Here is an 11,488-nt window from a genome sequence, read left to right on the forward strand (position 1 = left end):
TTCGACTCGGCCTGACCTGAATCTCAACACACCTAGGCGGCAGTGCTAAGAGGCCGCCACTTCGGCCGGTTTTGGCGCCTTGCGCTGCAGGTTGAGCAGGTTGCCCATCAGGATCAGCAGGGCGCCGCCGGCGGTAAAAATGTCGATCTGCTCGCTGTAGAGCAGCCAGCCGACCAGCGCCGACAGCGGCACGCGCAGGAAATCCATTGGCGAGATGATGGTGGCGTCGGCATAGACGAGCGCTCGGGCCAGGCAGAAATGCGACGACATGCCGGTGAAGGCGATGACGACGATCCACGGCCACAGCGCCAGTGAGGGATTGCGCCATTCATAGAGCGCGGGCACCAGGCCGACCGCCGACTGGATGACCAGCATCCAGAAGATGATGCGCACGACGCTGTCGGTGCGCGTCAGCGATTTGACCAGCACCAGCGAAATGCCGAAGCAGACGGCGGCGCCGAGAACGACGAGATGGCCCGGATCCATCGAGCCGACGCCGGGGCGCACGATGACCACCACGCCGATCAGGCCGAGCACGATTGCCGCCAGCCTTGGCCGCGACAGTTTTTCACCAAGGAAGCTGACGGCCAGGATCGCGGTCCAGATCGGCGTGGTGAATTCGATCGAGATCAGCACCGCAAGCGGGATCAGCGTTAGCGCATAGAGCCAGGCCRCCTGGCCTGTATAGTGGATGACGTTGCGGGCGACATGGGCAAGGGGGCGCTCGGTGCGCATCGCGGCGAAACCGCCGCTCATCAACACCAGCGGCAACAGGATGAAAAAGCCGATCACCGAGCGCAGTTCGAGCACCTGGAAGACGTTGAGCTCGGCAGTTGTGGCACGGCCGGCGACAGACATCGCCAGGAACGACGTGATCGACAGCGCCATCCAGAAGGCGGCCTTGGGGATCGAGGGTGCAGGGGCCATCCGCGCTATGTCGCAAGACGGCCGCCGCCCCGCAACCGTTAGTCGGGGCATTCGACTGGGCCAGCGAGGCGGTGTAGGAAAACGGTTGTAAAAAAACGGTCACGTCGAAGGCGGAACCTGCGGGCGGGGCGCTCGTTTTGAGTCCACACTTTCGGCGATCCCTTGGGGAGTTGCCGCCTGGTGATTGCGAGAGGGGGATTCTGGATGAAATCAGTCGTCGGCTTGCTGATTGCCGCCTGCCTATTGTCAGCGACAGCGGCACATGCCGACGAAGCGAGCTTCCTGCGCTCGCTGCAGGGAAAATTTGCCGGCAAGGGAACTGTCAGAATCAGGACGAATTCGCCTGTCATGAACATTTCCTGCACCTTCACGTCGGATACGACGGACACCTCGCTGTCGCTGGACGGCACCTGCCGCGCCATGATGATCATGACACGCGAAATCCGCGCCGACCTGACGATCAGCGGCGCGACCTACAGCGGCACCTATGTCGGCTCCAAAAGCGGACCGGCGGCACTCAGCGGCAGCCGCACCGGCGATGCCATCAACCTCGACATCCGCTGGGCAAAGATCGTCAATGGCGATCGCGACGCCCAGATGATCGTGGAAAAGATCGGCGCCGACGCCATGCGCCTGACCGTCACCGACGTCGATCCCAGGACCGGCAAGACGGTGGTGACAAGCAGGATCGATCTGCGCCGAACGTAGGAACTCGACACACTATTGAGCGTCTCATTCCTCGATCGGCTCGGGCGGGTTGGCGTTGCGGCCTTTGCCGAAGGTGTAGCCGGTTTCCACCGCCTTCTTGCCGAACTTGTCGCGCAGCGCGTCGATGGCGCTTTCGGCCATGGCGCGCTTGCGCGAGCCGACATCGACGAGATCGGGCGGATCGGCCTTCTCGTCGTCCGAGAGATCGCTGACGCCGATGCCGAGCAGCCGGTATTTCGTGCCGTCAGCTTCCTTGCGCAGCAGGTCGAGCCCGGTCTGGAAGATGCGGTCGGCCAGCCTTGTCGGGTCGCCGAGCTGGCGGTTGCGGGTGCGCAGCTTGAAATCCTGCGTCTTCAGCTTCAGCACCACCGTACGTCCGGCAATGCCTGACTTCTTCAGCCTGGCGGAAACCTTTTCAGACAGCCCCCGCAGCACCGGAACCAGCTCCGTCATTTCCGCTATGTCGGTGTCGAAAGTGGTTTCGGCCGAGACGCTTTTTGCATCCTGATCGGGGTCGACACGGCGGTCATCCTGGCCGCGCGACAGATGGTAGAGCCGGGTGCCCATCACACCATAGCGGCGCATCAGATCGGCGCGCTCCATGCGCTGCAACTGGGCGATGGTGCGGATGCCGTCGCGTTCGAGCGTTGCGGCAAAAGCCTTGCCGACACCCCAGATCAGCGTCACCGGCTGTTCGGCCAGGAAACGCAGCGCCTCGGCCTCGCCGATCACCGAAAAGCCGCGCGGCTTGCGGAAATCGGACGCAACCTTGGCCAGGAATTTGCAGTAGGACAGGCCGGCCGAAACGGTGATGCCGATTTCCTTTTCGACGGTCAGCGCAAAGCGCGCCAGCACCACGGCCGGCGGCATGCCGTGCAGGCGCTCGGTACCGGCAAGGTCGAGAAATGCCTCGTCGATGGAGAGCGGTTCGACCAGCGGCGTCAGCGCCTGCATCAGCGCGCGCACCTCGCGGCCGACGCGGACGTATTTTTCCATATTGGGCGGGATCACGACCGCCTCCGGACAGGCTTCGAGTGCCTTGAACATCGGCATTGCCGAGCGCACGCCCTTGATGCGGGCGATGTAGCAGGCGGTGGAGACGACGCCGCGCTTGCCGCCGCCGATGATCAGGGGCTTGTCCTTCAGCGCCGGATTGTCGCGCTTTTCGATCGCGGCATAGAAGGCGTCGCAGTCGATATGGGCAAGATGCAGACGGTAGAGCTCGGGATGACGGGCGAGCCGGGGGCTGCCGCAGCGCTCGCAGCGTCTGACATCGCTGCGCTGAAAGGTCAGGCAGTCGCGGCAAAAACCGTGCTCGGGATTGTTGACAGGGGCCGCCATCGCTGCGAACATAAAGAGAACAAATGCAATGGTACGTCAGGACGGAAGCCGCCACAAGCGGTTAGCCGGGAGAGAACTTATGAGCACGACCATAGCGCCGCTGGCGCCCGACCTATGGGCGGATTTCGAGGACCTCTTCGGCAAGCAGGGCGCCTGCTACGGCTGCTGGTGCACCTATTTCAGACAGGCGCCGGCGGCGCGGCGCGCCAGCGACAAGCAGCGCAACAGGGATCTTATCAAGGCGCGCATAGAGGCCGGGCCGCCGCCAGGGCTTTTGGCGTTCGAGGACGGCGTGGCGGTCGGCTGGATGCAGATCGGCCCGCGCGCCGACGTGCCCGAATGGAACAATCGGGGCAGGGGCTCGGCGCCGGTCGATCCGTCCGACGCCACCGATCCTGGCGTTTGGGCGATTTCCTGTTTCTTCATTCGCGCCAGTGCGCGCGGCAGGGGCATCAGCCACCGTCTGGTCGAGGGCGGCATCGCCTTTGCCCGCCAGAACAGAGCGCGGCTGGTCGAGGCCTGTCCGATCGATGTGTCGCGCGATTCGCGTTCGATCGGGCTGTTCGTCGGCTCGTCGCGCGTGTTTGAGAAAGCCGGCTTCGAGCGGCTTGTCGAACGCAAGGCCGGCCGGCCGCTGATGCGGCTGGTGCTGTAGCCGGCAATGCAGCACGGTCTTGTCTTGCGGCTGTGTTGGTATTTCCCTACCAGTGGCAGAAACGGCTTTGACGGCCGCAATAGAGTGGAGGATCGATATGAAGCGCGCTTTGCCATTTGTTTTGCTTCTTGCCTGCAGTGCGCCGGCGTTTGGCCAGACGGTCGACAGCCAGGGCGCCAAGCAGCTCACCGACAATTTGGCACACTATTTCAGTAAGAAGCCGTTCGAGATCGGATTATTGAAAATCTCGGTCGAAGGCGACGCATACAAGCTCGCATTCGACTTTAAGCCGCTCGTGGAACTCCTGGCAAAACAGGATGGTCTGAAGCTCGATCTCACCCCTTATGCGCTGTTGGCCAAACCACGCAGTGACGGCGCGTGGGATGTCTCAGGCAATCTGGCACCGGAAGGGTCGATGGAATTCAACGGCCCCCAAGGCCTGCAAAGCATGAAGATGTCTATCAAGGGCGGGAAGTTCGTCGGTATCTACGATACTGAACTGGCGACTTTCAGCAGCGCCACGTCGTCATTGGAAGGCATGACGATGACGTCTCAGGACGCCAGGCAGCGCACGGAGATGAGTTCTGGTGCTGGAACCGCCACAATGAGCGGTACCAAGGGCGCAAATGGCGGTGTCGATTTCAACATGGCTCAAAAGATAACCGACTTTGCCGAGTCGATCACGATGGACAACCCAAACGGCGGGCAGCAAATCTCGCTGACGGTAAAGTCGCCGGAATTATCGGTAGACGCAAAAGGCAAGGGTCTGCGGACGAAGCCCATTCTGGACCTGTTGGCCTTCGCCGTAGACAACGAGGACGAGACTAAGCTGAAGGCCAACCAGGCCGAACTCAAATCGCGCCTCCTGGCCGCGCTGCCGGTGTGGGAGCGGATCGATGGAGCTTACAGTTTCAAGGATTTCAGCGTCGGCAGCCCGGTCGGCAGTTTCGGCGCGGCCAATGTGGCTGTTGCTTTCGGTATGGACGGGGTCGCCCGCAGCGGGACGATCAGCTACGGGATCAAGGCATCGGGGCTGTCGATACCGCAATACCTTGTTCCCGCATGGGGTGTCGCGCTTTTGCCGACCGACGTCGATCTCAATTTCGGCGGCGCCAATATCGATCTCGACACCATGGCCAAGAAGGCGATCGAAGCCTTCGACCTCAACCAGAACCCACCGCTGTCGGCGGAATTCGGGGAGGGCCTTAAGAAAGATTTCCTGGCGAACGGCCCCAAGGTCGTCATTGGCCACAGCACGGTCAAGGGCGGCGGTGCGGAAATCGCGCTGGAGGGCGACATGACGTTTCCCGATGGTGAGAAGCCCGATGCCAACGTGACCATCGACGTCGCCGGCTACGACAAGATCGTCGCGGCCTTGCAGGAGGCGGCGAAGACGGACCCGCAGGCGTCGCAGGCTTTCACCGGGGCGCTGGCCATCAAGGGATTTGCCAAGACGCTGCCGGACGGCCGTATCGAATGGGTGATCAACGCCAGGCACGACGGCTCGGTGTCGGTCAACGGCGCCATGCTGAAGGGGCCCGATCCGGTCGTGGAAGACAACGCCGATCCGGGTGCCATCCCTGGGACAGCAACGAAGCCCTGAAGGTACTCAGGAACGTCTGCTCAGAGCCCGAGCGCGCTTGCGATCTTCGGCGCCGCGTCGCGCCAGTCTTCGACCGAGACGATATCGTCGGGCACCGGCGGCAGGTATGCACGCAGCGAATTGTCGGCCATCAGATGGAACAGATGCGCATCGGCGACGGAATTGCGCGCCGAGATGAGGTTGGACGGCTGGTCGTCGACAAAGGCCACCGGCCGGCCCTTGCTGCCGCGCAATTTCGCCACCGCCGGTCCCTTGGCCATTTCGGTGGTCAACAGCGGATAGGGCAGCCCGAGCGCATCGAGATGAGCGCGGCGCGCCGCACGATGGCGGTGCGGCATGGCGGTCAAAAGGACGATTTCGGCGCGGTCGCCAAGACTGGCAAGCGCCTGTTCGGCGCCGTCGGTGACGCTCTGCCAGTCGGCCTGCGCATCGAAGAAATCGCCAAGCAGTGCCGTTACCTCCGGCTGTTCGATCAGCCGGCCGCTCGCCGTTTCGGCGATGTTGCCGGTAAGGCGGAAGGAGGCCAGCGTGAGCCCAAAGCCGCGCGATTTCAGGAAATGCGGAAACGGCCGGATGAATTCGAGCACGACATCGTCGACGTCGAGGATCAGCAGGGGCCGGTCGTCGGCTGCAAGTTCGGCGATCTGGCGTGCCGTCTCGGGATCGTCGCTCATATCGAATGCTCATGGTCGTCGCCGCCAAGCGGCAGCGCGCGCAATGCCTTGCCGACTGAGGCCGGCGGTGTGCCGGTTTCCTCGGCAAAACGCAGCAGGGTCGGCTCGTGGGCCAGGATGAACTGCAGGACGCCGGCAAGGAATCCCGGTTCGGCTGCGGCGCGCCGGATGGCGGACGCCTCGATGCCGGTTATGGCCAGGAAGCGCGGCAGCAGTTCGGGGTCGGCGGCGACGAAGCCCAGTGCCTTCACGGCAATGGTTTCCGCCTCCTCGCGCATTGACGCTGCGTTTGCCATCATTACCTTCTGGTTTGCGGAAATGAGTCTCTTTTCCGCAGTAATCGCTAGCGTCGCTTGCGGCAAGCCACCGCCCCAATCCAATGTGGTTTTCGAGGTGGAATCCGAGTGGCTTTTACAGCTGCGGGTTTCCGTTTCGTCAATCATATTGCCGTACAGTGAAGGTGGGTTTGGTGTGCTCCCACAAGGACGCATGACGGCAGGCTTCGGGCAGAAGCCGGCCGGGACGGGAAATCGATGCCTAAGAAGGTGATGATCGTCGAGGACAATGAGCTGAATATGAAGCTCTTTCGGGACCTCATCGAAGCCAGCGGTTACGAGACGGTGCGCACGCGCAACGGCCTCGAGGCGCTCGATCTGGCGCGCCAGCACCGGCCGGACCTGATTCTGATGGATATCCAGCTGCCGGAAGTATCTGGCCTGGAAGTGACGAAATGGCTGAAGGAGGACGACGACCTCCATTCCATTCCGGTGATTGCCGTCACCGCCTTCGCCATGAAGGGCGACGAGGAACGTATTCGCCAGGGGGGCTGCGAGGCCTACATCTCCAAGCCGATCTCGGTGCCGCGTTTCATCGAAACCATAAAATCCTATCTGGGCGATGCCTGATGCCTGCGCCCATTCCAGCCGGAGCCTTGTGAAATGACTGCGCGGATCCTCGTCGTCGACGACATCCCTGCCAATGTCCGGCTGTTGGAGGTTCGGCTGCTGGCCGAATATTTCGAGGTGCTGACGGCGTCCAACGGACCGGACGCGATCGAGACATGCGAAAACGGCAAGGTCGATGTCGTGCTGCTCGACGTGATGATGCCCGACATGGACGGGTTCGAAGTCTGCAAGCGGCTGAAGAGCGATCCGGCGACGTCGCACATCCCCGTGGTCATGATCACCGCGCTCGACCAAGTTGCCGACCGGGTGCGCGGCCTCGAGGCCGGCGCCGACGATTTTTTGACCAAGCCGGTCAATGACTTGCAGCTGATGACGCGGGTCAAGAGCCTGGTCAGGCTGAAGTCGCTGACCGACGAGTTGCGCCTGCGCGCCTCGACCACCCGCAACATCGGCATCGAGGCGCTGTTGAGCCGCAGCTTCACGTCGGACTACGCGACGCCGAAGGTGCTGTTGATCGACGAGCGCAAATCCTCCTTCGAACGTATCCAGAAAATGCTGCGGAGCAGCGCCGAACTCGACATTGCCACCGATCCGCAGGCCGGTTTCTTCCAGGCTGCCGAGGCGCCGTATGAATGCGTGCTGATCTCGACCGGTTTTGCCGATTTCGATCCGCTGCGGCTCTGTTCGCAATTGCGTTCGCTCGATCGCACGCGCTTCCTGCCGATCATCCTGCTTGCCGAAGAAGGCGAGGAGGGCCGCATCATCCGTGGCCTCGAACTCGGCATCAACGACTATCTGATGCGGCCGATCGATCAGCAGGAACTGATGGCGCGGCTGCGCACGCAGGTCCGCCGCAAACGCTACAACGACCAGCTCCGCGCCAGCGTCACCCAGACCATCGAGATGGCGGTGACCGACGGGCTGACCGGGCTGCACAACCGCCGCTACCTCGACAGCCATCTGCAGACGCTGTTCGACCGTGCCGTGGCGCGGCGGCGGCCGCTGTCGGTGATGATCACCGATCTCGACCGCTTCAAGACCGTCAATGACGCGCATGGCCATGACGGCGGCGACGACGTGCTGCGTGAATTCGCACGGCGGCTGCGCAAGAATGTCAGGGGCATCGACCTTGCCTGCCGCTTCGGCGGCGAGGAATTCGTGGTTGTGATGCCGGACACGGACGCCATGGTGGCGGAAAAGGTTGCGGAGCGCATTCGCGCCGAAATCGCCCAACTGCCGTTTGCCATCGGTCATGAAGGCAAGGCGATCGAAGTCACGGTCAGCGTCGGCGTGTCGTCGGTGCTGAATGGCGCGGACACGGTCGCTGCGCTGATGAAGCGCGCCGACGTGGCGCTCTACGAGGCCAAAAGCGGCGGCCGCAACCGCGTCGTCGCCAGGGCGGCGTAGGCTAGACCCCCGATTATGCAGTCAATCAGACAGGGTTAGGAATTTACCTTAATCCAAGCGATTCGGGAGGCTTGGTTAAGAAACTATTGATTTTCAACCATTGTTGCGCAAATGTGCAGTGCAAGAAACAGAGGCGATGCGGGCACGAGGGTAGACAGCCGCATCGCTCCGCCGAATACCCCATGATGCTCAGGTCCGCCGCATCTCCTGGGTCCGTGGGGTCGGCCGGCCGGCGCTGGCACATAGTGGCCTCCTCGTACCGCTGCCATACGCCGACCGGCCCCCTTTTTTGCCAAAAATCACTTGAACCCTCCGCATCAGGCTGCGGAGGCTTCTGGCTTTTTAAGAGCCCCAAAACAAAAACGCCGCCCCAAAGGACGGCGTTTTAAAGACGTGTAGAAAACCAGATTACTTGATCTTGGTTTCCTTGAATTCGACATGCTTCTTGGCGACCGGGTCGTACTTGCGGAACGACAGCTTGTCGGTCTTGGTACGGCTGTTCTTGCTGGTCACGTAGAAGAAACCGGTGTCGGCGGTCGACAGAAGCTTGATCTTGATGTTTGCGGCTTTGGCCATTTTCTCAGTCCGTTATGTTCGTGGGGTTTTGGCCGCTGGAGCGGGGGAAAACACCCGGACGCGGGAAACTTGGCGCGACACATAAAGAACGTGCCCGGAAAGTCAAGCCCGGCGCGCTCGCTGCGACCCACCCCAGCCGCCCTTTGGCTTGAAATCACGCGCTTTGCGCTATCGGCGCTGCCGCTTTCTTCCAGTCGCCGGTGGTGTTCCACCAGCGATTCGGATTGGTGCGGTCGTCCAGGCCCTTGGAGCGGCTGGCGAGGATCGGCTGGATGCGGATGACCGGCTCCTCGTAGGAATGCGCCTGGAAAATCGCCTCGACGACGCGGGCGGCGAGCATCTGGTCATCGGGCAGTTCGAACGAAACCTCGACCGTGCCGGGGCGGCGGCGCAATTCGGTCTCGGAACCGGCGGCAGCACCTTCAACTGGCCGGTAGCGTTCTATGCCGTGCGCCGTTTGATAGGCGTTACGGTCGTATTTGCCCATGGCGAGCGGGGCGATCGCGACCACGGCGTCCATGATGCGGTCGACGTCGGCCGCCGGGGCCTGGAAGCTGACAAGCAGCAGAAGCGTCATGCGCAGAGATGTGGTTTCAAAGCCGCTGTCGATCATCGCCGTATCCTCAAACTCGGGTGTTTTGGGACACCCTTTTAGCTGAGGCCTGCTGACACGGTTCTGTCAGCAGCCATGTCTTTGCGTCGTGAAAAGGGGCTTGCCGCCGCGGGCTACAGCAGGAGCTTGCGGATCAGCCTGACGCTGACCAGGGCGATGTAGGCGCCGAAGAACAGGCCGAGCGACCAGCCGAAGCCGGAGGGCCCGAAAGCATCCATGCCGATGCCGATCGCCTGTGGTCCGAGCACCATGCCGACGCCGTAGCAAAGCACGAAGGCGGCGTTGGCCGAAGCCAGTTCATGGCCGGAAAGCTGCGAGCCGAGATGGGCAAGGCCGATCGTGTACATGGCGGCGACGACACCGCCCCAGACGAACAGAAGGGCCGCCATCAGGTGCCAATTCTGGGCGAAGAACGGCATGAAGATGGTGCCGGCAAGCCCAACGGTGGCGCAGGCCAAAAGCAGATAGCGGCGGTCGCTGACGCGGTCGCTGATCATGCCGATCGGGATCTGCAGCAGCACGTTGCCTAGACCGATCATGGTGAGCAGCAGGGCTGCATCCGCCTCGGAATAGCCGATGCGGCTGCCGTAGACCGGGAACAGCGCAAAGCCGCCGGTTTCGACCGCGCCGAACACCAGCACGGCGGCGGTAGCTGTCGGCACCAGCCAGATGTAGCGCAGGAAGTGGCTTGTCTCGCCGTCGACCACAATCGTGGGGCTCTCGTTGCGCGCCGCCAGCACCGGAATCGCTGCCAGCGCCACCAGGACGATGATGACGCCGAACGGCCTGAAGCCGGTGCTGCCGATATGGGCGAAGATCCACGGCCCGGCGGCAAAACCGAGCGACAGCACGGTGGCGTAGATGCCGAGCACCAGGCCACGCCGGCGCGGCGGCGCCGAGGTGCTGATCCAGAATTCCGACAGGATGAACAGCACCGTGAGCGCAATGTGCAGCACGATGCGCAGCGGGAACCACATCCAGAAATCGGGTGCGAAATGGAAGCCGACAAAGGCGAGCGCGCCGGCGGCGATCATGGCAACCATCGTCCAGGCGACGCCGAAGCGCATGGCCAGCGGGGTGGCCAGCGGGGCGCCGGCGATCGAGGCGAGGCCGGCGACCGCGGTGTTGAGGCCGATCATCGAAGCCGAATGGCCGCGCGACTCCAGAATGACGCTGAGCAGCGGCATGCCGAGGCCGATGGCGATGCCGACGACGCTGATGGACGAGATCGCAGCCACCATCGGTAGCCAGTGTACGCGTTCGTCGCCCTCTTCTTGGGTATCGACCGTCATGGGATGCCTAAATACTCGATGCTACAGAATTTCGGGGGCTAAAGAATTTCGCGAACGAAGCGGTTGCGGACAAGCCGATAGAACGGCACGGTCCCACCGGGGTGCAGGCGCGGATCGTCGGCAAGCCGCTTTTCCAGATCCTGCAGGATCGTCCGGGTTATGTCGGGAATATCGGCCTCTCTGGCCTTGGTCAACGGCAACCAGACCAGCTCTTCCAGCTCATTGGTCGGGCCGCCATCCGGCAGTTCGACGGCGACGGCGCTGCGCCAGGCGCTGAAGAAGCGGGTGTCGAAACGACGCACCCGATTGGGCGGGGTGATGGCGCGGGCAATGAAGCGTAGTGGCGCCAGCGAAGGCTGCACGCCATGTTCGACAAAGCCCTGCCAGTCGCGCTTGTCGGTGGCGAAGACGCCTTTCTTGCCGATGAGCAGGCCGGCTTCCTCATAGGTCTCGCGGATGGCAGAGAGCGCGATGGCGCGGGCCCGCGACGGGCTGATGCGGCCGACGCTGGCGGTGAGTTTGGTTTCTTCCTCGGGATAAAGCGGGGTGGCGACGGCGATGCGGCTGTCGGCCGGATCGGTGCGGCCGCCGGGGAAGACGAATTTGCCGGGCATGAAGGCGTGGCCGGCATGGCGCCGGCCCATCAGCACCAGAATCTCGTCGCCCTTGCGGTCGAGCAGGATCAAGGTGGCGGCATCGCGAGGACGTATGGGCTGGCCGCTATGGGCGGCCGCGCCACGGTCCATCCTGCTGACTTCCGCCTTGGTCATACCTTCCATGCGCTGGA

At 62.9% G+C, this 11,488-nt stretch carries 13 protein-coding genes; 5 read left to right on the forward strand and 8 right to left on the reverse strand.

All coding sequences use genetic code 11. The features are described from left to right. Positions 1-45 precede the first annotated feature (45 nt). Positions 46-927, reverse strand: a complete 882-nt coding sequence (locus AC1DYJ_RS12625; RefSeq protein ID WP_477426087.1) for a DMT family transporter — start codon at positions 925-927, stop codon at positions 46-48. A 204-nt stretch (positions 928-1,131) separates the two neighbouring features. Here AC1DYJ_RS12625 and AC1DYJ_RS12630 point away from each other — a divergent pair, with 204 nt between their 5' ends. Further along, positions 1,132-1,635: a hypothetical protein gene (locus tag AC1DYJ_RS12630; RefSeq protein ID WP_477281227.1), complete on the forward strand. Its 504-nt coding sequence runs from the start codon at positions 1,132-1,134 to the stop codon at positions 1,633-1,635. A 24-nt stretch (positions 1,636-1,659) separates the two neighbouring features. Here the strand turns inward: AC1DYJ_RS12630 and AC1DYJ_RS12635 are convergent, their stop codons facing one another. After that, positions 1,660-2,988, reverse strand: coding sequence for a DNA polymerase IV (locus AC1DYJ_RS12635; protein ID WP_477426089.1), 1,329 nt, complete (start codon positions 2,986-2,988; stop codon positions 1,660-1,662). A gap of 67 nt (positions 2,989-3,055) precedes the next feature. On the opposite strand from AC1DYJ_RS12635, the gene AC1DYJ_RS12640 reads away from it, so the two are divergent. After that, a complete protein-coding gene (locus AC1DYJ_RS12640; RefSeq protein ID WP_477281231.1) occupies positions 3,056-3,631 on the forward strand; it encodes a GNAT family N-acetyltransferase in 576 nt (191 codons plus the stop codon). Positions 3,632-3,728: 97 nt separating this feature from the next. After that, a complete protein-coding gene (locus AC1DYJ_RS12645) occupies positions 3,729-5,234 on the forward strand; it encodes a hypothetical protein (RefSeq protein WP_477281233.1) in 1,506 nt (501 codons plus the stop codon). A gap of 20 nt (positions 5,235-5,254) precedes the next feature. Here AC1DYJ_RS12645 and AC1DYJ_RS12650 read toward each other — a convergent pair whose 3' ends face one another. Together AC1DYJ_RS12650 and AC1DYJ_RS12655 are read right to left on the reverse strand one after the other, a co-directional pair. Beyond that, positions 5,255-5,908: a hypothetical protein gene (locus AC1DYJ_RS12650; protein ID WP_477238422.1), complete on the reverse strand. Its 654-nt coding sequence runs from the start codon at positions 5,906-5,908 to the stop codon at positions 5,255-5,257. After that, positions 5,905-6,204, reverse strand: coding sequence for a DUF3572 domain-containing protein (locus tag AC1DYJ_RS12655; protein WP_023691161.1), 300 nt, complete (start codon positions 6,202-6,204; stop codon positions 5,905-5,907). Before AC1DYJ_RS12655 ends, AC1DYJ_RS12650 begins: the two co-directional genes overlap by 4 nt. A gap of 237 nt (positions 6,205-6,441) precedes the next feature. Between AC1DYJ_RS12655 and AC1DYJ_RS12660 the strand changes: the two genes are divergently transcribed. Continuing rightward, positions 6,442-6,813 (forward strand): response regulator, encoded by a 372-nt coding sequence (locus AC1DYJ_RS12660; protein ID WP_023667574.1) that lies wholly within the window; start codon positions 6,442-6,444, stop codon positions 6,811-6,813. Between the two features lie 33 nt (positions 6,814-6,846). Beyond that, on the forward strand, positions 6,847-8,220 hold the full coding sequence (locus tag AC1DYJ_RS12665) for a PleD family two-component system response regulator (RefSeq protein WP_477281235.1): 1,374 nt from the start codon (positions 6,847-6,849) through the stop codon (positions 8,218-8,220). 408 nt (positions 8,221-8,628) lie between these two features. Here the strand turns inward: AC1DYJ_RS12665 and rpmG are convergent, their stop codons facing one another. The 4 genes from rpmG to AC1DYJ_RS12685 form a co-directional block, all read right to left on the reverse strand. Continuing rightward, complete coding sequence (rpmG, locus tag AC1DYJ_RS12670; protein WP_006201775.1) at positions 8,629-8,796, reverse strand: 50S ribosomal protein L33; 168 nt, start codon at positions 8,794-8,796, stop codon at positions 8,629-8,631. A gap of 154 nt (positions 8,797-8,950) precedes the next feature. Beyond that, a complete protein-coding gene (locus AC1DYJ_RS12675) occupies positions 8,951-9,409 on the reverse strand; it encodes a YqfO family protein (RefSeq protein WP_477281237.1) in 459 nt (152 codons plus the stop codon). A 113-nt stretch (positions 9,410-9,522) separates the two neighbouring features. Continuing rightward, complete coding sequence (locus AC1DYJ_RS12680) at positions 9,523-10,701, reverse strand: MFS transporter (protein ID WP_477426091.1); 1,179 nt, start codon at positions 10,699-10,701, stop codon at positions 9,523-9,525. A 38-nt stretch (positions 10,702-10,739) separates the two neighbouring features. Next, the gene (locus tag AC1DYJ_RS12685) at positions 10,740-11,480 is read right to left on the reverse strand and encodes an NUDIX hydrolase (RefSeq protein ID WP_477426093.1); all 741 of its coding nucleotides are present in this window, start codon (positions 11,478-11,480) and stop codon (positions 10,740-10,742) included. Between the last annotated feature and the right edge of the window lie 8 nt (positions 11,481-11,488).

The organism is Mesorhizobium sp. P2_B11 (assembly GCF_056404855.1).

Coding starts and splice junctions, on each gene's coding strand:
- AC1DYJ_RS12630 (WP_477281227.1), top strand. CDS start 1,132: ATGAAATCAGTCGTCGGCTTGCTGATTGCCGCCTGCCTATTGTCAGCG.
- AC1DYJ_RS12635 (WP_477426089.1), bottom strand. CDS start 2,988: ATGTTCGCAGCGATGGCGGCCCCTGTCAACAATCCCGAGCACGGTTTT.
- AC1DYJ_RS12640 (WP_477281231.1), top strand. CDS start 3,056: ATGAGCACGACCATAGCGCCGCTGGCGCCCGACCTATGGGCGGATTTC.
- AC1DYJ_RS12645 (WP_477281233.1), top strand. CDS start 3,729: ATGAAGCGCGCTTTGCCATTTGTTTTGCTTCTTGCCTGCAGTGCGCCG.
- AC1DYJ_RS12650 (WP_477238422.1), bottom strand. CDS start 5,908: ATGAGCGACGATCCCGAGACGGCACGCCAGATCGCCGAACTTGCAGCC.
- AC1DYJ_RS12655 (WP_023691161.1), bottom strand. CDS start 6,204: ATGGCAAACGCAGCGTCAATGCGCGAGGAGGCGGAAACCATTGCCGTG.
- AC1DYJ_RS12660 (WP_023667574.1), top strand. CDS start 6,442: ATGCCTAAGAAGGTGATGATCGTCGAGGACAATGAGCTGAATATGAAG.
- AC1DYJ_RS12665 (WP_477281235.1), top strand. CDS start 6,847: ATGACTGCGCGGATCCTCGTCGTCGACGACATCCCTGCCAATGTCCGG.
- rpmG (WP_006201775.1), bottom strand. CDS start 8,796: ATGGCCAAAGCCGCAAACATCAAGATCAAGCTTCTGTCGACCGCCGAC.
- AC1DYJ_RS12675 (WP_477281237.1), bottom strand. CDS start 9,409: ATGATCGACAGCGGCTTTGAAACCACATCTCTGCGCATGACGCTTCTG.
- AC1DYJ_RS12680 (WP_477426091.1), bottom strand. CDS start 10,701: ATGACGGTCGATACCCAAGAAGAGGGCGACGAACGCGTACACTGGCTA.
- AC1DYJ_RS12685 (WP_477426093.1), bottom strand. CDS start 11,480: ATGGAAGGTATGACCAAGGCGGAAGTCAGCAGGATGGACCGTGGCGCG.